This is a genomic window from Rhodococcus sp. H-CA8f (genome assembly GCF_002501585.1).
Lineage (GTDB): Bacteria > Actinomycetota > Actinomycetes > Mycobacteriales > Mycobacteriaceae > Rhodococcus_F > Rhodococcus_F erythropolis.
In genome coordinates this window covers 2,044,313-2,066,471 of the sequence record NZ_CP023720.1, presented here as the reverse complement: position 1 = coordinate 2,066,471, position 22,159 = coordinate 2,044,313, and the positions used below count along the sequence as shown (strand labels likewise).

The window sequence follows — 22,159 nt, the reverse complement described above, 5'->3', positions numbered from 1 at the left end:
AATCGAGCAATCGGGAGAATTCTCCGAATACGCGATTTTGTTACCAGTGAGTATTCACTTTCTTGCCAATTTCATTACCATCGTGATCCGTGTCACAGGGTCGAATTCCATTGCACTGCAATGATTTAACGCTATAAGTGTAACCGTGGTTCACGTTGACTAATATTCTTCAATTCGCCCAGGTGACATGAGCGTCGACATACTGCATTCTTAGATAAACCAGGGATTCCCTGGAAGCAGACACAATATGTTGCTGATTCGTGATTGGAGCGGTTCTGAGTCCACGCCTGCAGGGTGGCGTACAAGGCACGCCGTGCCTGAGCGCAGGGGACTCTACGAACCGGAAGGGCAATCACTTGCCGACGCGCAACCGGGGGAAACACAGCGCATCGCGGCGTAGTTCACGAACCAGGTAATCCGGGTATGTGGGACACGGTCGGCTCATATCGCAACGTACGTGACGAAGAATCTCATCAAGGACGGTGGCAGTGACAATGTTCAAACGAATCGCAGTGGTCAATCGAGGTGAGGCCGCGGTCCGGCTGATCAGGGCTGTACGCGAACTGAACGCCGAACACGACTACGGCATTCGCGTCATTGCACTGCACACCGAGGCCGAGCGCCGCGCCATGTTCGTCCGCCAGGCAGACGAGGGTGTGACCCTGCGCAGCACCGGCACCGGCAGCCCGTATCTCGACTACGCCGAACTCGAGCGAGCACTCCTCGCAGCCAAGGCCGACGCAGTCTGGGTCGGCTGGGGCTTCGTGGCCGAGGATCCCGCCTTCGCCGAGATCGTCGCGAAACTGGGCATCACGTTCATCGGCCCGAGCGCCGACGCGATGCGCCTGCTCGGCGACAAGGTTGCCGCCAAGATCCTGGCCGAGAAGGTCGGCGTACCTGTCGCCCCGTGGAGCGGCGGACCGGTCGAAACGCGCGCCGACGCTCGTCGTCATGCTCAGTCCATCGGATACCCCCTGATCATCAAGGCCCGAAGCGGCGGCGGTGGACGCGGTATCCGCAAAGTCTGGGCCGAAGACGAACTCGAAGTTGCACTCGAGCGCACGCAGGGCGAAGCAGAGCGGTCCTTCGGCGACCCCGTCGTCTTCCTCGAACGCCTTGTCACCGATGCACGCCACGTCGAGGTACAGGTCATCGCCGACAACCACGGCAATGTCTGGGCTCCGGGCGTTCGCGACTGCTCGATTCAGCGTCGCAACCAGAAGGTCATCGAAGAATCCTCCTCCCCCGTCCTGACCGAAGAACAGTCTGACCACCTCAAGAAGGTGTCCGCCGAACTGGTCAAGGCAGCCGGATACCAGGGCGCAGGCACGGTCGAATACCTCTACCAGCCCGAGAACAAGCTCTTCACGTTCCTCGAGGTCAACACCCGTCTGCAGGTCGAGCACCCGATCACCGAGGTCACCACCGGAATCGACCTCGTCAAACTGCAGATTCTGGTCGCCAGTGGTGACGAATTGGTCGGTGACTGCCCGCCCGCATTCGGCCACGCCGTCGAAGCCCGTCTCAACGCCGAGGACGCGGACAACGATTTCGCGCCGGCACCCGGCACGGTTCAGCTCCTCAAGTTCCCGCTCGGCTCCGGCATCCGGGTCGACACCGGCATCGCTGCCGGGGACGTCATTCCGCCCGACTACGACTCGATGGTCGCGAAGGTCATCGCCTGGGGTCGCAACCGCTCCGAGGCACTTGCGCGCCTGCGTACCGCCCTTCGTGAAACCACAGTCGTACTCGACGGCGGCACCACCACCAAGTCGTTCCTCCTCGATCTACTCGATCGCGACGAGGTCATCTCGGCATCCGCGGATACCGGCTGGCTCGACCGCACAGGCACCCTGACCGGCACCACTCGCCGCGCGGACGTCGCACTGATCGCCACCGCCATCGATGCTTACGACGCCGAGGAGTCCCTCGAGCGTGCGGCCTTCCTCGCCTCGGCACGTGGCGGCCGTCCCCGCGCCAATCACGCGATCGGCCGTACCGTCGAGCTCAACTACCAAGGTCAGGCATACAAACTGACCGTCGGGCGTATCGGCCCGCACCGCTACCGCGTCGACGGAGACGCCGGCGACATCGAGGTCGACGTCGATCGTCTCGGCGACTTCGAGTCACGGCTGGTGATCGGTGATCGGCGGTTCCACGTCGTTTCCGTCGTGAGCCCGGCTCGCTATCTCGTCGAGGTCGACGGCATCAGCCACCAGATCAGCCAGGACGACGCCGGAGTCGTCCGCGCGCCGGCTCCCGCCGTCGTGGTGGCCGTACCGGTCGCGGTCGGCGACGACGTCGAAGCCGGCTCCACCCTGGTCGTGCTCGAATCCATGAAGATGGAGACCGCAGTTCGCGCACCGTACGCGGGCAAGGTGCGTGAAGTTCTCGCTACCGTCAACTCTCAGGTCGATGCCGGCGCGCCGCTCCTGCGCGTCGACCAGGTCAGCGAGGAAGCTGTCACGGAGAAGGCTCCGCGAGTCCAATTCGATCTTCCGGCAGCAACTTCCGGTTCCGACGCCCGCGACGACGCATTGGCACAGCTCGAAGCACTGACCGCGATGATCAGTGGCTACGACGTCAGCGGTAAGCACGCAAATGCTGTTCTGGCCGAGTACGACGCACTTCGCAGCGCACTCGAATCCGAGGACCGCGAACTGGTACAGGCCGAACTGGCTGTGCTGACCACCTTCGCCGACATCTGCGAACTCTCGCGCAACAAGCCCACCTCGGGTGAGTCCGCGAAGGACGAATCCGTCCACAGCCCCCGCGAGCACTTCCACACCTTCCTGCACTCACTCGACTCCGAGCGCGAAGGTTTGCCGACGTCGTTCCGCACGAGACTCGAACGGGCACTTCGCCACTACGACGTCACCGATCTGGAAGATCGCCAGGCCGTCGAGGAAGCGGTGTACCGACTTTTCCTGGCTCTGCAGCGCATGGAAGCCCAGATCCCGGTCATTGCAGCACTTCTCGAAGGCTGGCTCGTCGGCGACAAGGCTCCAGGTTGCTCGGCTCAGGAGCTCAACGAGGTTCTCGATCGACTCATCGTCGCGACGCAGGTCCGCTACCCCGTCATCGGCGACGTCGCCCGCAACCTTCGCTTCCGGTTCTTCGACGAGCCGCGCATCCGCAAGGTTCGCGAAGACGTCTACGACGGAGTACGCGGCAACCTCGCCTACCTCGAAGAGCAGCCGGACGCTGCCGATTTCGACGAGCGAATCGCCAACCTCGTCGCCACTCCCGAACCGCTCCTGGACCTGTTGGGTCGAAAGATCGGCCTTGGCAACCGCGATGGCGGCCCTCTACTCGAGGTCATCACGCGTCGCTACTACAAGATTCACTCCTTCGAAGACGTCCGCGTTTTCGAGCACGTCGACCGCCGTTTCGTGACCGGTAACTTCGACCTCAAGGGCGACGGGCTACATCTCGTCTCAACGGTGGCCGAATTCGACGCTCTCGGAACGGCTCTCGACGATGTCGCTACGATCGCGCAGGATGCTCCATCCGGTCGCGGCCTGGTTGTCGACATCTACCTCGACTGGCCGAATCAGCCCGCCGACGGCGACACGCTCGTCGAGACGCTGCGCACCGAACTCTCGCGCAACGAGACGATCACCCGGTCCCGCCGCGCGACTGTGATCATCTGCAATCCGAATGGGGAGCCGGTCCGCTGGGTCACCTTCCGCCCGATCGACGGTGAACTGGTCGAGGACAACATCATCCGCGACATGCATCCGCTCACGGGTCAGCGTCTGGACATGTGGCGCCTGAAGAACTTCAACGGCAAGCGTCTGCCGGCTCCGGAGAACACCTACCTGTTCCACCTCTCCGCCAAGGAGAACCCGAAGGACGAGCGCCTGATCGCTCTCGCGGAAATCCGTGACGTGACACCGCAGCTCGACGACGAAGGTCAGATGGTTGCGCTTCCGGCCATCGAGCGCACACTTGCCGCGTGCCTCGACGGCATCCGCCGTGCGCAGTCCCAGCGCGGAGACAAGCGTCGACTGGCAGCCAACCGCGTCGTGCTCTACGTGTGGCCGGTCGCCGACGTTCCCAGCGAACGCTTCTCCGTGATCGCTCAGAACGCAGCCCGACTGACCGTCGGCGCCGGGCTCGAAGAGATCACACTCATCACCCGCCTGAAGGACCGAAAGGGCGGCGCGCCCAAGGAAGTTGCGCTGCGATTCTCCTACCGCGCAGGTGCCGGTGTGGTCATCAACAAGACCACGCCTCCCACTGAACCGCTGCTCCCCCTCGACGCGTACGCCCAGAAGGTCCAGAGTTCGCGGGCACGCGGCACGGTGTACCCGTACGAGCTGATTCCGCTCCTGACCGGCACCAAGGGCACCTTCGTCGAGCACGACTTCGACGAAGCGGGCGTCCTCTCGCCCGTCGAGCGTCCGTACGGACTCAACAAGGCCGGCATCGTCGTCGGCCTCGTGAACACTCCGACGCCGCGCTATCCCGAGGGAATGACCCGTGTCGCGCTCTTCGGTGACCCCACCAAGGCGCTCGGTACCGTGGCCGAGGCCGAATGCTCACGCGTGGTCGCTGCCATCGACCTGGCCGAGAAGTTGAACGCTCCGGTCGAGTGGTTTGCACTGTCCTCGGGTGCCACCATCTCGATGGAGAGCGGCACCGAGAACATGGACTGGGTCTCCCGTGGCCTGCGCCGGATCATCACCTTCACCCAGAACGGCGGCGAAATCAATATCGTCGTCACGGGAATCAACGTCGGCGCTCAGCCCTACTGGAACGCCGAAGCCACCATGTTGATGCACACCAAGGGCATTCTGGTGATGACCCCGGACAGCGCGATGGTGCTGACCGGCAAGCAGTCTCTCGACTACTCCGGTGGTGTGTCGGCCGAGGACAACTTCGGTATCGGTGGTTACGACCGCGTCATGGGCCCCAACGGCCAGGCGCAGTACTGGGCCCCCGACCTCACTGCGGCGTGCGAGATCCTGTTCCGTCACTACGCACACTCGTACCTCGCTCCCGGCGAACGGTTCCCACGTCGCGCAGCGACGACGGACCCAGTCGATCGCGACGTGCGTAGCTTCCCGCACACCCACCCGTCGAGCGACTTCGAGACGGTCGGCGACATCTTCTCCTCGGCGAAGAACCCGGATCGGAAGAAGCCCTTCGACATTCGCACCGTGATGCGTTCGGTGGTCGACCAGGACCACTCGGTTCTCGAGCGTTGGGCCGACATGGCCGGCGCCGACACCTCGGTCGTTCTGGACGCGCACCTCGCCGGACATCCGGTCACAGTGGTGGGCATCGAATCCCGCGCGATCCCGCGTAAGGGTCACTTCCCCGCCGACGGTCCCGACACCTGGACGTCGGGAACGCTGTTCCCGAACTCGTCGAAGAAGACGGCCCGCGCGATCAATGCTGCGAGCGGAAACCGTCCGATCGTGGTGCTGGCCAACCTGTCCGGCTTCGACGGTTCACCGGAGTCACTGCGCAACATCCAGCTCGAGTACGGCGCCGAGATCGGCCGCGCCATCGTCAACTTCGACGGACCGATCGTGTTCTGCGTCGTTTCCCGCTACCACGGCGGCGCGTTCGTCGTATTCTCCGGTGCGCTCAACGACAACATGGAAGTTCTTGCTGTCGAAGGTTCGTTCGCCTCGGTACTCGGCGGCGCCCCCGCCGCCGCAGTGGTCTTCACCCGTGAGGTGAACACCCGCACCAACAACGACCCGAAGGTGCAGCAACTGGAAGCAGACTTGGCAGCAGCCAAGGACGACACGGAGAAAGCACACCTGCGCGTCGAACTGAACGCTCAGCGCATCGCCGTCCGCTCCGACAAGCTCGGCGAAGTGGCATCCGAATTCGAAGCGATCCACAACATCCAGCGGGCCCGAGAGGTCGGCTCGGTGGATGAGATCGTCCCTGCCGCAGAACTGCGTCCGCAGATCATCGCAGCAGTCGAACGCGGCATGAAGCGCGCACTCGCGCAGTAAGTTTCTCCGCACGTCGAGCGGTCCCGCGAAATGCGGGGCCGCTCGATTTGTGTCCGCACCGCGCCGGTTTCAGACGCCCTCGAGAGCCTCTCCGATCTCTTCGAGGACGTGATTGTGCTGCTCTGTTGCGAGCAGATGCCCCGCCGCGATGGTGACTGCCACGGGCCACTCGATGATCTCGAACGCAACCATCAGTCCCATCACCGCAAAATAGGCGATCTGCTCGGGTCTCGGAACCGGAATGGCACCGACGATCGGTAGCTCCAACTCGAAGCTCCGTGCCGAACGGACGGATTCCACTACCGCGCGGTGATCGACGGGGTTCGTGTGGTCGACGGTGTTCTGGGACATGTCACGATTCCTCAGGATTCATCTCGGGTCGCCCGGGAGTTCGGCGACGTGTCACTTCCAGCAGCGACGCTCACAAGCGTGTCCGATTCACCGGTTTCCGCTTCTTTGATTTCCGCTTCGCTGATTTCCACGCTGTCGCGAGCGCTGACTCCCCCGGTTCGGGAGGTGTACGCGGTGCTCGTCCGCGTCGGGATCTTGCGAATCGTCGACTGACCTTCCGCGCTCTCCTCGGTTCCAGTCTCCTCAGTTGCGGCGATCCGCTCCAACACCCGCGGAGCCAGCGCCGCCAGCAGCGTCGCTGCCGACGCACAGCCCACTGCTTGGCCCCACCCAATCGGACCGAGCGGCGTGCAACCGAGAAATTGGCTCACCACCGGTGTGCTGACGAGCGTCGCCAGCGCCGCAGCGGACCCGGCAACTGTTGCGACCACCAGCGGACTGCGCGATTCGAGCAGCGTCTGCCCCAGTTGGGTGCCCACCAGGGCAACCAACGCCACCGTCGACGCTCGCCGCCGCCTGCCGCTCGTCCGGGCCAGAAGCCACGCTGCCAGCGCACCGATTGCCGTGGCACCGCCGCGGACAGCGATCGTCTGCCACAACGCATGAGTGTCCATCTGTTCGGACTTCTCGGATCCGTTCTCGGACGGGGTGCTCACCGCAAGCGCAGCAGCGGGCAAGGCGTCCGTCATCAGATTGACCAGTAGCAACTGCCTTGCGTTGAGCGGTGATTCGCCGGACAGCGCAGAACCGATCAGAGCGAATGCGACTTCACCCGCGTTGCCTCCGAGCAAAACCCCCACCGCTGATCTGACCCGCCGCCACAATTGACTGCCCTCGTCCAATGCGTCGGTCAATCCGCCGACACGGCCGTCGAGGAGCACGATGTCTGCGGCGCCGCGCGCCGGATCGCTGTCAGTCGACGCCACCCCGATTCCCACGCTGGAAACTCGGATCGCCGCAGCATCGTTCGCGCCGTCACCGACCATGGCGCACACGCGCCCGTCAGTCTCCAACGCTTGCACGATCTCGACCTTCTGCTCGGGTGTCACGCGCGCAAAGACGCTGCTGCCGCGGACGGCGTTCCGTCGTTCTGCGCGAGAGAAGTTCTCCCAGTCCGGACCGGTGACCACGTCCTCGCGCGCCACATCCATCCCCAGTTCGGTGGCGACCGCCGCCGCTGTTGTCGGATGATCCCCGGTCAGCACGCGCACTTGCTGCCCGTTGGCTTGAAGTTCTCGAACAAGTTGCGTTGCTTCGGGTCTGAGCGTGTCCGAGAGTCCGAGAAGGCCGACCGCTTCCAACCCCTCGGAGCAACACTGTTCGAGAAATTCCGAGTCCTCCGCAGCGCGTCGCGCATCGTGTTCCGACAACTCGCGCTGTGCGACGGCAACCACCCGCAGTCCGCGTCCGGCCATGCTCTGAACGTGGCTCGCCGACACAGCATTCGGATCCCGCCCTGCCTCCGCCACGAATTCCGGTGAACCCTTCAGTGCGATCCGTCTGCCCAGTAGGGCTGCCGAGTACGGCCGTCCAGACCTGAACGGAACGAGGTTGAGCGCGTCGGCATCACCGAAAACCCGAGCCTCGTCCAGAGCTTGTTCGGCTGCATCGACGACGGCGGCGTCCGTCGAATGAAAGACGCGATCGTCGCGACTTCCCAGAGCACTTCGCGCCGCAACTTCCAAAATCTCACTTTCGCCCCAACCGTCGACGCGTTCGACCGCGGCCACCCGTAGCTTGTTCTCGCTGAGGGTTCCGGTCTTGTCGAAGCAGACCACGTCGACACGGCCGAGCGCTTCGATCGAACGTGGAGCACGCACCAACACTCCTGCTGCAGTGAGCCTTCGAGCTGCCGCCTGCTGAGCCAGGGTCGCAACCAGAGGCAATCCCTCCGGCACGGCGGCCACGGCAACGGCCACGCCTCCGGTGACGGCGCGGCGCAGACCGGTACCACGAATCAGACCCGCGACTGTCACCAACGCTCCGCCGCCGATACTGGCCGGCAGAGTCGCCCTGGTGAGTTCGCGCAGTCTGTTGGTCAGGCCCACAGCAGGTCCGGATCGGGATACACCAACATCGGCGCGCCTGGTCACCGTTCGAGCTCCGGTGGCCGTGACCACGCCACGACCGGAGCCGGCAAGCACTGTTGTCCCGGCATAGGCCATGCACCTTCGCTCGGCCAGGGGCATCCCAGGGGTCGGGTCGGTCTGCTTGTCGACGGGCATGGACTCCCCCGTCAACGACGACTCGTCGACTTCCAGCGATTCGGCGCTCAACAGTCGACAATCGGCGGGCACGATGTCCCCGGACTCGAGGGCCACGACGTCACCGAGTTCGAGCGCGTCTGCCGCAGTCTCGACCTCGCCAACGTTGGTTACTCGCCGAGCTACCGGTTCCTGAGTCCGCAAAAGTCGCTGCACTGCCCGTTCCGAATGAAGTCGTTGAACAGCGGACATCGCGGCATTGCCGACCAAAACCGAACCGACCAGGACGGCGTCTACCGGTGACCCGAGGACTGCACTGGCCGCCGAGCCGGTTGCCAACACCGGCGTGAGTGGATCCGCCAATTCTGTTCGCAACGCCGATAATCCGTCACGGATCAACCTGAAGCGTGCGGGCGCTCGCACACGAGCGTCGGCGCGCTGCGGCGTATGCCGGACGGATTCGGCGAGTTCGCGAACGACAGAATCACCGTCCATCTCATGCCAGCTATCGCTCGGAGCACCGACAGGGGCGGGAGCCTGAATCACAGATCGGGACAAGGTGTATCCGGTCCACAGTCCCGCGGCCGAACCAGCCGTGACCGGCCCCGGCCCAGCCCCTCGAATTCCCGGAAGCATAATCAAGGCACCCAATGCCGAAGAACCCGAGGAGAGTTCGACGCCGCGCCTCGTCGCTGTTCGGGCAGCCGAGAGCGCATGGACGACCCGCCACGCCCCGGCCAAGTCGGTGTGGATGTCGGCACTCACGTGCTCGCCACTCGGTGGTGAAATCCCGATGCGTAGCACTGCCTGCCCCGCTATCGCCCTACTCGACACGATCGCAACTGTCCGACCCTCGGCCACCAGTGCCGAGAGAGCTTCGCGCAGGCCGGCTTCGGGAGTCGATGGCGCCGGATAGAGCTCGTCGAATCCGCTTCGCAGTGATCCGAGCCCGTCGTCGTCGATCGTGGCCGCTGCGACTCCGCTCGCGCGTATCTCACCTATCAGTGATTCCGCCAACCCTTTTCGCACCGGTCTTACGACAACTTCGGCGCCGTCGATGCGGTGTCTTCCGACCCCGAGCGAGCCGGCGTCAAGCGCTTCCCTGGCATGTGCCCAAACCACGACGCGGTCCAACTCGGACACCTCTCGTATGTCGGAAACCCGGAGCGCGTCTTCGAAAAGGACACTCGGATCGACGAGGACGGTATCGACGCGATCGAGCATGCGTAGAGCCGCGGGGTCCGAAACGGCGACGTGGTGCGTCCGGCAAAGACCGTATGACAAACCAGCAGCGAACGATTCGCGTGACATCCGAAGCGGCCGCGGCGCCGAAACCTTGATGCTCGTCGCAACGGTGTCACCGCCGGCAGACACGGTAGCCAGTGCAGCCCCAGCCGCCAGCTGAACCCCAGCGATCCTGTCGGCATAACGCTCCCCCGGACCACTCGGGTCACGCCTCGTGGAAGAACCGCGAGCGCCAGGTTCGAGTGGCCACACCAGCCGAGAGTTTCGCGCCGCCAGAGTTTCGCGCAGCAGCATCGTCCGCAGCCCGAAATCCACGCCCAATGACGCAGGCGCATAGGTCAGAACATCCGCGAACGACGTCGCCGACTCCAATGCGAAGTCGGTGAGCGAACGGCCAAGGCGCTGTTCGATTCGCCGACGCACCCGGGGTTGATAATTGATCGCCGACACCGCCGCCGAGACATAGGCGGAACCCGGCATTCGCGGCGCACGAAGAATCGATCCCGCTGCTGCAGGAATCATCCCGACGCCCGCCAGCGCAAGAGTGCCAGTCCGCAGCGCCACGTCACTGACAGCGGTCCGCGGAATCGTCGAACCACCGACCAACGCCAGACCCGACAACGCCAGGCGCGGCGGCAAAGTTGCCACCGACACCGCACGCCGGGCCATCGCTGAGAACATCAGTGAGTGGATCGAGTGTGCGAAGAACTGTGAGTTCGATCCTGCGACCGACTGGCCGCCTTGTGGGAGTTTCCGCTCGATTCCTTCTTTGCCGGTTCCGTCTTGGTCGCGCGCCCAACCGCCTTGACCGCACGATCGGGCCGCGCGCTCTTGCGATCCCATTCGTGAAGTACCAGGGCCGTGCCGCCGACCGCCAAGAGCACCGGCCACTCCACCAATCCCGCCGCGCCGACGGCGGCCATCGTGAGAACCGCGGTCGGCGTCGAGGAACTACCCGCACGAATTCCGTCTCGGACGCCCTCCGCCGTTCCGCGTATCCCGCCCGTCACTCCACCGATCACTCCACCACCGACGGCTCCAGCCACCGTCGTCGTTGCGTCTGCCACACCACGAACGACGCGGGTGGCTTCGTCGACAATCATCATCGGACGCTCCTATCAGCAGTCCATCGAAGAATTCAGTATTTGAGGCCATACCCAACACCGACGGCGGCAATCACGATCCGATACATTTTTCGGCGAACCTGGCGAGGGCGCGCCATCGTCAGCGCCGTGAGAGGGTACGGTGCGGGATGCAGCGACCACCTTCATCGACGGGAGTTCCACACAGTGGCGATCATCGGAAATTCGGACCTCGACATCTTCCGACTTAGCTTGGGCGGCAACCCTTTCGGATGGACGGCAGACGAGAAGACGTCCTTCGAGATCCTCGACTCGTTCGCCGAAGCCGGTGCAAACTTCATCGACACTTCCGACTCGTACACGGCGTCGGCTCCCGGCAATTCCGGCGGGGAATCCGAAACGATCATCGGGAAATGGATCACCGATCGGGGACTGCAGAACGACATCGTCGTCGCCACCAAGGTGGGTAGCCATCCCGATTTCAAGGGACTGAAGGCCGACAACATCGCGGCCGCAGCTGAGGCGTCGCTGCAGCGCCTGCAGACGGACTGCATCGATCTGTACTACGCACATTTCGACGACCCGCAGACTCCGCTCGAGGAAACTCTCGAAGCCTTCAATGCGTTGGTCGTCGCGGGCAAGGTTCGCTATCTCGGAATCTCCAACTACAGCCCCGACCGCGTCCGGGAGTGGCTGCGGATCACCGAGGAGAACGGGTACGCCGCGCCCATCGCGCTGCAACCGCACTACAACCTGGTGCACCGCAAGTCGTACGAACCCGAACTCGCGCAGATCGCCACCGACAACAACATCAGCGTCTTCCCGTACTTCGCTCTCGCTTCCGGCTTCCTGACCGGAAAGTACAAGACCCGCGCGGACATCGAAGGCAGCTCCCGCGAACGACTGACCGCCGGATACTTCAGCGACGCCGGACTCGACGTCGTCGCGGAACTGGCAACAATCGCGCAGGCGCACGACAGCGAGATCTCGACCGTCGCGCTGGCCTGGCTGCTGACTCGACCTGGCATCACCGCACCGATCGCGAGCGTCAGCCGGCCGGAGCAGCTCCCGGCGCTACTGGACGCCCCGAATCTGGTGCTGTCGTCGAATGAACTGGACACTCTCGAACGGGTGTCGGCGGCAGTCGGCGCCTGAAATCAAGCAGTTTTGAGATGAGCGCCGAGGGCCGTGTTGTTGATCGTCCAGAACGACCAGCCGTCATGGCTCTCGGTGTCGCCTGAAATGTGACCGGTCACGGCATTGGCGGCCGCGGTCGGATCAGGGAATCGGCGGCCTTCCATCGGTCCGCGCATGATCTCGACGACCTCGGTGCTTTCGTCGAAACGTCCGACCCAGCGGTATCCATGGCAATCAGCCGTCATCTCGAGGCGATTGTCGACAACTTCGATCTCCTCGACACCGCTGGCGCGACGCTTCTTCGCGGCGACCGGCGACGTCTTGCGCTTGGTCGCAACCGGGGCCTCCACGTAAATGCTCGGATCCTTGACCGCGGCCAGGCCCAGCGCATCCCAACGATCGTGACCGTGCACGACGCGTCCGCGCGGAATCGCGTGATGTCCGGTGCGATTGCGTCCGGGGCTGTCCATGATCCACAGGTCGACCTCGGCACGGATGTCGTCCGCAACCTCGTTGGAGGGCAGCATGAAGAACTCGTGCGGGTCTGCAGCCAGGTCGACGAACACCCAGAACTCGGAGCGCGTGTCGTCGCTCTCGAGCGACTCGTCCTGACGCCTGGCCTGCCAGTCACCGTCGAGCTTGGAACGCACTCGGACGATTCGGCTGATGCCGTCTGCGCCCGTCACCTCGACGGGATTACGACGTGAGTGCGTGAGGCGGACAGCCTTGCCCCCACGCTGCGTAGCTTCGGAAATGAACGCATTGATGCCGCGGCTTGCGGTGTCTTCCATGATCGACCTGTCTCGAGCGGGTACGCCCGCATCACCGGATCGGCATCGGGGTCGAGCAATGAGCGAATTCTCGGCCTGTTCTTCGATCGTGCGGCCGGTCAGTACCTTCGACCTTACAGCTCCGGCGACAGCCTGACTACGGCGCCCGACGCTCGTTCCCGGAGGTCAGCAGTGCAATGTCCCCGTAAAGCGCCGCCCGGTGAGCGAACATCAGTTCTTCCACACCGTCGAATTGATCCCCGACGTAGTGCGTGTTGGCAGCCGAAAGTTCACGTGAACCAGAGCGCGCGAGTAGGTCGTCGATCCGGCTGTCGAGGCTCGCTGCATGCGCAACCGCGCGCTGCGAACTCAACTGATCCTCGGCCCGTGCGACCAGGTCACCGATCCGCGCGAGCGCCGCGACGCGCTCGACCAGCTGGTCCCAGACCGTGCCGAGCGCTTCCCTTCGCGAAGCGATCCCGGCTCGGGTTCCCTCGTCACGTGCCAGCGCAGCCGCGTCGTCCAGCTCTGCGAGTATCGAACGCAGCGCTACGGTATCGACCGCGATCTGCGTGATCTCGTCTGCCAAGTCCAGTTGATTACGTTGAATGACGAAGTGATCGGAATGCCACGCGCTGGAACTCTCGATCCGGTCGAAAAGATTCCCGGCGAGGTAAAGCAGGGCGTCGTACTCACCGGCGCATCCTTCGGGTTCGGAATCGACCAGTCCGTCGAGGACTTCCGCGATACGTCTTCCGGCATCGGCGATGACACCGGTTCCCTGGACCTTCCCGAACTGGGCGGCGAGTTTGTCCAGTGCTGCGTTTCCACTGCTGGCCACGACACCGAGACCCACCGGCAGCTTGGCCGGAACCGGCGTGCAGGTGAGCCCGGCAAAGAGAGCCTCGCGCTGCTCGACGTCGAGATGGAGACCGTCGCGGCGGTCCTTGCGGATGGCACGGACGCTGCTCGCGAAATGACGATTGGAATGCACGATCGCCGATCGCATCGACTGAACGCGCTTGTCCAGCGTCTGCACCCGCCGTTCGAGGACAACCTGAACGGGACCGATGCGTGTCGCGAGCAGTCGACGCCTGGTGCGGGCCAGCTCGTCGGTGAGATACCTCAACTCCGAAAAGCCGCCGATCTCCGGGAACGAACGTCCGACACTGCGCCGGTTCGCCAGGATCGACCGCGTCGACTCGTCCGCATAGCCGCCGGCGATCAGCAGTGCGACATCGTCGGACAACTCCGGCCGGTTCGACTCGACTGTCCCCGCCGCACACCACTCCCTGACTCGGGTGGAGATGAGCGTTCGCCGTTCGGTCACCGACGCCACGACAAAGACGTCGCCATTTCCGTCTGCCATCTCACGGCCATCCGTCATCTCACGCCTCCTGCTGGGTGCCGGTTACCACTGTTCCAGAATCTGCCGACACGCGCCCGACCCCTGCTCCCGAAGTCGACGCACCTCTGCCATACCGTAGGCGGGTGACCTCCCTGCGATCAGACGCGCAAGCAGGTCACTCGCGCGCACCGCGGACTCCTCCAGCGGTTCAACCACTACTTCCCGATCTCGCGATCGAACAACTCCAGTCGTTGTTGCAGGTACGTTCCTGGACTCTCGCGGAATGGTTCGCGATGGCCGACCAACGCGGATTCCTCGCGCCCGCGGCCAGTGTTCCGCTCTTCATGGAAGCCGCGCTGAAGTATCCCGAGCACCGCGAGGCGCTCCTTCGCCTCGCCGGTCGACGCGGGCAGTACCTGGCGGAGCAGAATCCCGATTGGGCCCAATTGCGGCGGATCGGGTCACGCCGGGACGAACTGTGGCTATCGCCCGATCCGAACGACCGTACGGCCTGGTTCGATTACATACGTACGGTCGACCCGGAACTGGCGAGCGAGGAGCTCGAGATCGCCTGGGACGACGAGCCCACCGCAAACCGCCTGCACTTCCTCGATCACCTCGAGGTCGGACTGGGTGAACACGATCACACCCTCCTCGAGCGTGCACTCGACGATCCAGCCGTGCGGGTTCGTGAGCGTGCAATTCAACTACTACGGCAACTCCCCCGATCTCCTTTTGCCTCTCGCATGGTCACTCGGGCTAAGTCGTGGGTCCGGCTCGAGACGAAGCCGTTGCGACCGCGCCTTGCCGTCCGGTTGCCAGGCTCGCTCGACGACCACGCATTTCGTGACGGCATCGAAGACGTCCACTACAAGAACAAAGGCATCCGGCGCTGGTGGTTACGGCAAGTCGTGACCGCCACTCCACTGACGCTGTGGGAATCGATGGCCGGTTCGCCACGCGAGGCCCTCACCATCCCCATCGAGAAGCAATGGCGCACCGTGATGATCGAATCATGGACTGCTGCAACAGTTCTTCAGAAGAACACAGCGTGGGCGTCGGCATTTCTGGAGCGGGACGGGCGCACGACCGACCGGAGAATCGTCGCCATCGCAGACCCACGCGAGCGCGTCGAATACATCGTTGCCGGCCACGCGGACGAATACCTTCTGGGCGTCGACGGCAGCGCACTACTCGACGGCATCGACCGTCCATGGCCCCTGGCCGTCGCCGAAAAGTTGTTGAACGCCTTGGAGAACGAAGCGATGGAGCATGCTGCGACGGGTGAGGACTTGGGCATTCACTCGCGACACAGTCACTTTTCCACTCTGCGAAGCGTGCAGGCGCGCTTCCCTTTCGATGCCGTACCGCTTCTGCAGGACGCGGCGGCACGAACGAGTGACCCCGGGTGGCAACAAGCATTCACCGACAGCGCCGTCAACATCGAGCAGCGTCGACTCCGCTTGGACGTTCTACGTAGTCACCACTGAACGACGAAGGGGCCGCATCTCTCGAACGGAATGCGGCCCCTCTGTCGATCGTGAAAGATCAGACCACGCTGACCATCTCGTGATCAGCCACACCGGCGGCCAACACCCGGAGGTGATCTTCGGCGCTGCCGAGGGTGCGCTCGATGGCGACGAGTCGGCTCACGTAGTGACCCACCGGGTACTCCGCGGTCATACCGATGCCACCGTGCATCTGGATCGCTTCCTGGCCGATGAGCCGAGCCGAACGCCCGATCTGCAACTTCACCCGCGAAGCGATCACCGGATCCACGACGCCGTCGGCAAGGGACATCGTTGCGTACAGACTCATGCTGCGTGCCAACTCGAGCGAGACGTACAGGTCGGCGGCGCGGTGCGTCAGCGTCTGGAACTTCGCGAGCGGAACTCCGAATTGCTTACGCGTCTTGAGGTATTCGGTGGTCAGGCGTAGCGCCTCTTCCATCGCTCCGACAGCCTCGGCACACAGCGCGGCCTGCTCACGGATCTGTGCGGCCTGGATCAGAGCAGAAGCGTCACCGCCCTCACCGAGTGCTTCGGCTGGAGTATCGGTGAACTCGATCTGCGCCCCACGCAACCCGTCGTGAGTGGCGTAGGACTTGCGTACCAGGCCGGAGGCATCGCTCTTGACGAGGAACAGTCCGACGCCACCGCCGGGGAGCGCAGCGCTCACGACGAGGATGTCCGCAGTCGCGCCGTGGCCAACGGGATTCTTGATACCGGTGATGGTCCAGCCGCCGTCGACCTGCGCCGCCGCGGTGGCCCGTTCGGTTGCCGGCCAACGGATTCCTGGTTCCTGATCGGCGAACGCGAGGAACGTGGTGCCCTCGGCCACTCCGGGAAGAATCGACGAGCGCTGCTCTGCGCTGCCTCCTTCGGAGATGAGCCCGCCCGGCGTCACGACCGCGTCGAGTAACGGTTCGGGGGCCAAGCGTCGACCGATCTCGGTCATGACCGCACCGATTTCCACCGGGCCCGCGTCCATGCCGCCGTCGTCCTCGGAGAAGGTCAGGCCGAGCAAGCCGACCTCGGCCAACTGCTTCCAGACCTGCGGGCTCCACCCTGGATCGGAGTCGATGATCGCGTTGCGCTTCTCGGCGTCGTAGCTACGCGCGAGGAGGTCTTTGGTGGTGTCGCGGAGAAGCTTCTGCTCGTCGTTCAGTTCGAAGTCCATGCCACGCCTCACAATCCGAGGATCGAGGAGGCGATGATGCTGCGCTGCACTTCGCTCGATCCGCTGTAGATGGATACCTTGCGGTAGTTCAGGTACGTCGGGGCAGTGTGCTGCGCCCAGCTCGCGGAGGCGATGTCGCTGCCCGCGTCGTACGGCAGTGAATCAGGGCCGGCCACGTCCATCAACAATTCGACGCTCGCCTGCTGCAATTCGGAGCCACGAAGCTTGAGCAGCGACGACGCCGGGTTCGGCTGGCCGTCAGCGGAACTGGCGACCACCCGGAGCTGAGTGAGCTCGAGGGCAAGCAATTCGTTTTCGAGTTCGGCGAGGCGAGCAGCGAAGAGCGGATCTTCGAGCAGGGTCCCGTTGCCGACCTTGACCTCGGCAGCGCGGGCCTTGGCCTGGGCCAGACGAACCTTCGAGAAACCGACGCGGGTGACACCGGTGCGCTCGTTGCCGAGCAGGAACTTGGCGTAGCCCCAGCCCTGATTCTCTTCACCGACCAGGTTCTCTCCCGGAACGCGGACGTCCTCGAAGAACACTTCGTTGACCTCGTAGCCGCCGTCGATCAGCTTGATCGGGCGGACCGTGACGCCAGGCGTCTTCAGGTCGACCAGAATGAACGAGATACCTGCCTGGCGCTTCGGCGCATCGGGATTGGTACGCACGAGGCAGAAGATCCAGTCGGCGTACTGTCCCAGCGTCGTCCAGGTCTTCTGACCGTTGATGACCCAGTCGTCGCCGTCGCGGACCGCGCGGGTCTTGAGCGAAGCGAGGTCGGAGCCGGCCTCGGGTTCGGAGAATCCCTGGCACCACCAGATGTCGAGGTTCGCGGTCGCGGGAAGGAACTTCTCCTTCTGCTCCTGCGAGCCGAAGGCTGCGATGACCGGACCGACCATGTTGGCGTTGAACGCCAACGGTTCGGGGACCGACGCAAGCTGAAGTTCGTCGAGCCAGATGTTGTGCTGGACCGGGGTCCAGTCCTTGCCGCCCCACTCGACCGGCCAGTGCGGTACCGCCAGACCGTGAGCATTGAGGATCTGCTGCGCCTCGACCATACGGTCGCGCCCCAACTCCTCGCCGTGGGCGTACGCCTCCCTGATGTCCGCGGGGATTTGCGTACGGAAGAACGTCCGCATCTCGTCGCGGAACGCTAGTTCCTCGTCGGTCAATGCCAGGTTCATCGGGATTCCTTCGCACTCGAAACCGGATTCATGTTCGGTTCGACCGTACCCCGACGACCATGGAGGCGGAACAGGTACCGCGAAAGACGGCACTCAGGGCCGACCTTCTACACGGTTTTGAGGACCAACAGGTAGCCCCCGCCCGCGGCGTCGATGCTCGTTTCCACGTTCAACGACGGAGCCAAACGTGACAACCGATCGATCAACCAATCCGACGCTTCCTGGGCGTCGTCCTTGCCGGGGCAGCGAGCGACGGCGACGCGGCCACCCTTGCGCTCGAGTTGCTCCACGACCCCGATGATCGGAGCGGGATCCACGACGAACAGCCGATCCGGCCATTCCACAACAGGTTTGACCGCACCCTTCTTGGTGTTGCATGCGCGGTGCGCCAAGCGTTCGACGCCACCTTTGGTCTTGCCACCCTTTTTTGCGGTGTTGATGCTGTCGATGCTCGGGCCGCGCGGATCATTGACGGACATGTCGGGATCGACCGGTTCGTCACACAGCCAGCAGCGCCAGGATTCACGTTCGCCGACTTCTTGAAGGGTGCTCATGTGGCAACGGTACCGTGCGCACTTTCGGCTGCTTCCGCTACCAAAAGTGCGCACGGGGCCGAAGGCCCTACATGTCTGCGATCGCCTCCAGTGGCTTCGTCTTGGCCGCTCGGTTGGCCGGCCACAGCGCCGCCAAGACACCGACCACACCCGAGCCGATCAGCATTCCGACCACCTGACCCCACGGGATCGTGATCTTGTCGAGGCCCTGATCCGCGAGAGTGCTCACGAAGGCCCAACCGAACGCGATGCCGAGAACAACTCCGACCGCCGCGCCGTACACCGCGATGAGCACCGACTCGAGGTAGATCGTGCGTCGCATCTGTCCGCGCTGCATGCCGACAGCTCGCAGCATTCCGATTTCTCGTCGCCGCTCGACCACCGACAGTGCCAAGGTGTTGATGATGCCCAGGATTGCGATCACGACCGCGAGTGCAAGCAGTCCGTAGAGGATCGCCAACAAGGTGTTGATCTGCTGGCCCTGAGTTCCCTTGAACTCCTCACGATCCTGCACCTGGACGACGACGTACTTCTCCGTGGCCGTTTCCAGCTCGGATCGCAGCATGGTCAGATCCGCACCAGGCTTCGCCTTCACCAGCACCACGAAGTCCGGGAGACTCTCGGCCGGCATCAGTTTCCGGTACGCCTCGTCCGAGACGATCCACGAGCCGATCAGCTGGTTGTCCTCGAACACTCCCGCGACAACGGTCTGGTACTCGACGCCGCCAGGACCGGTCAACGTCTGCGTCGAGCCGACAGTCCAGCCCTTGTCATCCGCAGTCGACTTCGAGACGAGCATGTTGTTGCCGGTCAGATCGACCGTGCCCTCGAGGATCTTGTACTCGAGCACACCTTCGATCGGTCCGTCGAACGAAGCGCCTTGCTCGTCCTCACCGTCGACCTTCGCGCGCACCCCGTGCAAGGACGTCGCGCTCTGTACGTCGGGTACCTGCCGGACCGCGTCGGCCGCACCTCGCGGCACACCGATCGCGTTGGGACCGGTCAGGATGTAGTCGGCCGAGACACCCACGTCCACAAGAGCATTGATGCTCGCCTTGGCCGAAGAACCGAACACTCCGATGACCGTCACCAGCATCAGACCGAGAGTCAGCGCGAATGCCGTTGCGGCCGTGCGGCGAGGATTACGCACCGCATTGGTACGAGCCAATCGCCCGATGGCGCCGAACGGCTTGGCGAACACGGCACCGAGCGCGCCGACGATCGGCCGCGACAGCGCCGGAGCCCCGAGAAGAACCGCGATGATCAACGAGAATGCACCGAGCCCGACGATCAGCGCCGCGCCGCCGCCGGTACCGCGAGAGCCGAACACGAGCAGTGCCACACCGATCACGCCGAGAATCGCACCGATCAACGTCCGCACTCGCAGTGAGTCACCGGTGGAGGCGAACTCCTCACGCATGGCCGCTACCGGCGGGATCTTCGACGCACGACGAGCCGGGGCGTAAGCGCTGAGCGTCGTGACGACGACGCCGACCACCAACGCGACGATGATCGTGCGGGCACCCACCTGGAGCGGGCCTTCCGGCAGACCGACGTCGAATGTGTTGAGCAGACTGCGCAATCCGTAGGCGAGACCGATACCGCCGAGCAGACCGATGATGCTGCCGATGAGTCCGACCACGAGCGCCTCGGTGACCACCGAACGGCCGACCTGCGCTCGGCTCGCACCGATCGCACGCAGCAGCGCCAGCTCACGAAGACGCTGCGCCACGATCATCGAGAAGGTGTTGTAGATGATGAACGTTCCGACGAGCAGAGCAATCGCGCCGAACGCCAACAGGAAGTAGTTGATGAAGCTCAGCGCCGAGTCGACCTCGGCCTTGGTCTCCTCACGAACCTGGTCGCCGGTCTGCACCTTGAGATCGGGGAAAACCTGCTCGACGCGTTGCTGCAGTTCCGTCTGCGACACCCCGTCGCCCGCGACGTCGATGTACTCGACATGTTGGCCGTCGGTGAATAGTCCACGGGCCTGCTCGTCGGTAAAGAGCGCGCCGATGAACCCGCCGGTGTCACTGCCCGCCCCCTCGTAGATGCCGGACAACGTCACGTCCACGATTCCGCGGGCCGGTGCCAGAACCTTGGCGGAGTCCCCCACCTTCAGTCCGGCTCGCTCGGCGGCGCTGGTGTTCAGCGCGACCTGACCGGTCTGCGTCGGAGGCGCGCCCTCGACGAAGGTGTCGGGTTCGGCAATCGCCTGGCCCGGCGGTAGGTAGGACTGCCCGATACTCGGCGCGCCGCCGGTCTGAACGGCGCCGCCGTCTGCGTTGATCAGGACGATCTGTCCACTGACGGCCGGGGCTACCGCTCGGACGCCGTCGACCGCCGCAAGTTTGTCGACATCCTCGACCGGAACGCCACTGGTGTTGCGCTCTTCCATCGATACCCGGACGTCGACGCCCTGGGCGGTGTTCTCGAAGATCGAATCGAAAGTCTTCTGGAGGGTGTCGGTGAAAACGAACGACCCCGCGACAAAAGCCGTACCAAGCACCACGGAGAGAACCGTCAGTGCAAGTCGCACCTTGTGTGCCGCCAAGTTGCGCAGGGAAACCTTGCGCATCGGCGAGTTGCTTACCGAAGCCATGTGCTCAAGCCCCGGCTTCCACGTTCACGACCGCCTGCGGAGCGTCCAGACGCTTCATCCGGTCGAGGACCGAATCCGCCGTAGGCTCGCGCAATTCGTCGACGATCTTGCCGTCCGCGAGGAACACCACCCGGTCGGCATACGCCGCTGCCCGCGGATCGTGCGTCACGATCACCACGGTCTGGTTGAACTCGTCGACGGCCGCCCGCAGGATCGAGAGCACCTCCCCGGAGGACTTCGAATCGAGGTTTCCGGTCGGCTCGTCGCCGAAGATGATCTCCGGCTGACCCGCCAGCGCACGCGCACACGCCACACGCTGCTGCTGACCACCCGAGAGCTCTCCCGGCCGGTGATCGAGGCGATCCCCGAGACCCAGCTTGGTCAGGACGCTGTTCAGCCAGGTCGGGTCCGCTTTGCGTCCCGCGATGTCGAGCGGCAACGTGATGTTCTCGAGCGCCGTCAGCGTCGGCACCAGGTTGAACGCCTGGAAAACGAAACCGATGCGATCGCGTCGCAATTGGGTCATCTGTTTGTCGGAAAGCGTCGTGAGTTCCGTGTCGCCGATGAGAACGGAACCCGAACTTGCGGAATCCAGACCGGCGAGGCAATGCATCAGCGTCGACTTACCGGAACCGGACGGCCCCATGATCGCCGTGAACTCACCGCGGGCGAAATCTGCGGACACCGAACTGAGTGCGTGCACCTGGGTATCTCCGGTGCCGTAGGTCTTGGACAGGCCGACTGCGCGGGCCGCGACATCCTGGGCGTGCGAACTCATGATCGCCTTTCCTGTTCACTTCGGTACTACTTGTGGGCGTGACGGGCGCCCGTGAAAACACGGACGCCCGCAATGGTTGGTTCCATCCTGTCGGGTGTCGGGCGCGCTCGCCATCGGGGACCACCCTGATATCTGCAGCCGAGCCGGTCAGGGTCGCGGGAATGTGCTCTTTCTGCTTGTGCGCATTGACGAGAAACAGCGATACGAAGACCGGGCGCACATTAACCTTGTGACACCAATCACACGA

At 64.0% G+C, this 22,159-nt stretch carries 13 protein-coding genes; 3 read left to right on the top strand and 10 right to left on the bottom strand.

From position 1 onward, the window contains the following. The first annotated feature begins 494 nt into the window (after window positions 1-494). Complete coding sequence (locus tag CPI83_RS09875) at window positions 495-5,978, top strand: carboxyl transferase domain-containing protein (RefSeq protein WP_097388163.1); 5,484 nt, start codon at window positions 495-497, stop codon at window positions 5,976-5,978. Window positions 5,979-6,047: 69 nt separating this feature from the next. Here CPI83_RS09875 and CPI83_RS09870 read toward each other — a convergent pair whose 3' ends face one another. From CPI83_RS09870 to CPI83_RS09860, 3 genes are read right to left on the bottom strand one after another with little or no spacing between them, the layout of a single operon-like run. Continuing rightward, window positions 6,048-6,329, bottom strand: coding sequence for a hypothetical protein (locus CPI83_RS09870; RefSeq protein WP_030536904.1), 282 nt, complete (start codon window positions 6,327-6,329; stop codon window positions 6,048-6,050). An 11-nt stretch (window positions 6,330-6,340) separates the two neighbouring features. Then, entirely contained in the window at window positions 6,341-10,459 is a 4,119-nt protein-coding gene (locus CPI83_RS09865; protein WP_097387147.1) for a cation-translocating P-type ATPase, read from the bottom strand. Continuing rightward, window positions 10,459-10,884: a hypothetical protein gene (locus tag CPI83_RS09860; protein ID WP_029255779.1), complete on the bottom strand. Its 426-nt coding sequence runs from the start codon at window positions 10,882-10,884 to the stop codon at window positions 10,459-10,461. The genes CPI83_RS09865 and CPI83_RS09860 overlap by 1 nt, the downstream gene beginning before the upstream one ends. A 183-nt stretch (window positions 10,885-11,067) precedes the next feature. On the opposite strand from CPI83_RS09860, the gene CPI83_RS09855 reads away from it, so the two are divergent. Next, window positions 11,068-12,015 carry an aldo/keto reductase gene (locus tag CPI83_RS09855; protein WP_007732210.1) on the top strand — a complete coding sequence of 316 codons (948 nt, stop codon included), beginning with the start codon at window positions 11,068-11,070 and terminating at the stop codon, window positions 12,013-12,015. Window positions 12,016-12,017: 2 nt separating this feature from the next. Here CPI83_RS09855 and CPI83_RS09850 read toward each other — a convergent pair whose 3' ends face one another. Both CPI83_RS09850 and CPI83_RS09845 read right to left on the bottom strand, forming a co-directional pair. After that, complete coding sequence (locus CPI83_RS09850; RefSeq protein WP_019749294.1) at window positions 12,018-12,788, bottom strand: hypothetical protein; 771 nt, start codon at window positions 12,786-12,788, stop codon at window positions 12,018-12,020. A gap of 136 nt (window positions 12,789-12,924) precedes the next feature. Next, complete coding sequence (locus CPI83_RS09845) at window positions 12,925-14,154, bottom strand: hypothetical protein (RefSeq protein ID WP_051636484.1); 1,230 nt, start codon at window positions 14,152-14,154, stop codon at window positions 12,925-12,927. A 104-nt stretch (window positions 14,155-14,258) separates the two neighbouring features. Here CPI83_RS09845 and CPI83_RS09840 point away from each other — a divergent pair, with 104 nt between their 5' ends. After that, complete coding sequence (locus tag CPI83_RS09840; RefSeq protein WP_070384943.1) at window positions 14,259-15,605, top strand: DUF5691 domain-containing protein; 1,347 nt, start codon at window positions 14,259-14,261, stop codon at window positions 15,603-15,605. A 58-nt stretch (window positions 15,606-15,663) separates the two neighbouring features. On the opposite strand, the gene CPI83_RS09835 is transcribed toward CPI83_RS09840, so the two are convergent. The 5 genes from CPI83_RS09835 to CPI83_RS09815 all read right to left on the bottom strand — a co-directional run bounded on the left by CPI83_RS09835 (window position 15,664) and on the right by CPI83_RS09815 (window position 21,912). Further along, on the bottom strand, window positions 15,664-16,794 hold the full coding sequence (locus tag CPI83_RS09835) for an acyl-CoA dehydrogenase family protein (protein WP_097387146.1): 1,131 nt from the start codon (window positions 16,792-16,794) through the stop codon (window positions 15,664-15,666). An 8-nt stretch (window positions 16,795-16,802) separates the two neighbouring features. Then, entirely contained in the window at window positions 16,803-17,978 is a 1,176-nt protein-coding gene (locus CPI83_RS09830; RefSeq protein WP_007736177.1) for an acyl-CoA dehydrogenase family protein, read from the bottom strand. 107 nt (window positions 17,979-18,085) lie between these two features. Further along, window positions 18,086-18,532, bottom strand: a complete 447-nt coding sequence (locus CPI83_RS09825; RefSeq protein ID WP_020970172.1) for a hypothetical protein — start codon at window positions 18,530-18,532, stop codon at window positions 18,086-18,088. A gap of 67 nt (window positions 18,533-18,599) precedes the next feature. After that, window positions 18,600-21,134, bottom strand: coding sequence for an FtsX-like permease family protein (locus tag CPI83_RS09820; RefSeq protein WP_060939479.1), 2,535 nt, complete (start codon window positions 21,132-21,134; stop codon window positions 18,600-18,602). 4 nt (window positions 21,135-21,138) lie between these two features. Then, complete coding sequence (locus CPI83_RS09815; protein ID WP_003945134.1) at window positions 21,139-21,912, bottom strand: ABC transporter ATP-binding protein; 774 nt, start codon at window positions 21,910-21,912, stop codon at window positions 21,139-21,141. Between the last annotated feature and the right edge of the window lie 247 nt (window positions 21,913-22,159).